This window comes from Bacillus sp. LR--39, from assembly GCF_053613335.1.
Genome location: NZ_JBSIOT010000378.1, coordinates 1 through 1,017, shown reverse-complemented (window position 1 = coordinate 1,017; position 1,017 = coordinate 1). Strand labels below are relative to the sequence as shown.

The window sequence follows — 1,017 nt, the reverse complement described above, 5'->3', positions numbered from 1 at the left end:
GCTTCAAGCGTTTTGGCATATCTGTTTTTGTTCTTTTTCACGACGATATCAGCACTAGAGACGATTGGGTGCGTAGACCTGTAGTTCGCAGTTAAATAGATCGTCTTCGCTCCCCGATAATCCTTTTGAAAATCAAGAATGAAAGACGGATTGCTTCCGCGAAACGCGTAGATGGACTGGTCATCGTCTCCGACACAGCACAGGTTTTGCTCCGGGCTGGCGAGCATTTGCATGATTTTGTATTGAACCGGATTAATGTCCTGAAACTCATCAATTAAGATATACGTAAACCGAGATTGATATTGTTCCAGAAGGTCAGGCCGCTCCATAAACAATTCATAGCAGGCTGAAGCCATGTCATCAAAATCAAATTGGCTGTGTTCTTTTTTCTGGCGTTCATAATGTTCATATAAACGATAAACTTGTTTTTCCCACTCATCTTTTAGAGGGATGCGTTCATTTGGGACATAAGTGTTTTTCCAAAAACCGATCTGTTGCAGGGCTTGGTCAACTGGGAATTCTTTCTCATCGATGCCCTCTTCATAGAGTGCTTTTTTGATATATTGTTCCCGCTGCCACTCCATTTTCAGCAGATGCTCACCGTTCCATTTAGCAGAATTAGAGTGATACAAGATCTTATAAAACAGACTGTGGAATGTTCCTGTCACAAGTCTTCTGACTTTTGCCGGCTGTAATCCGTACTGGTTCGCCATACGCTCTTTCATTTCAGCGACAGCTTTTGTTGTAAAGGTGACAAGCAGCATATTTTCAGGCGGTATGCCTAAGTGTTCGATCATGTGGGCGGCACGGGCTGTCAGCACCCGTGTTTTTCCGCTCCCCGCACCTGCAAGCACAAGCAGCGGACCTTCTGTTTCCGTGACCGCTTTCAGCTGATCCGTGTTTAAGCCGACAGACGGAAAAAGGCTCGTATCGGGTTCTATTGTTTTTGGCACAAATGGTGTTCCTGGTTTAATGCTTCTTGGACGGTGCCATTCCGTAACAGCTGGAGACGGGTCA

1 protein-coding gene is annotated in these 1,017 nt (G+C 45.2%); it reads right to left on the bottom strand.

The window, feature by feature from the left end:
* On the bottom strand, positions 1 to 1,017 hold a 1,017-nt coding region (locus ACWHAR_RS23375), incomplete at both ends, for an ATP-dependent helicase (RefSeq protein ID WP_452087987.1).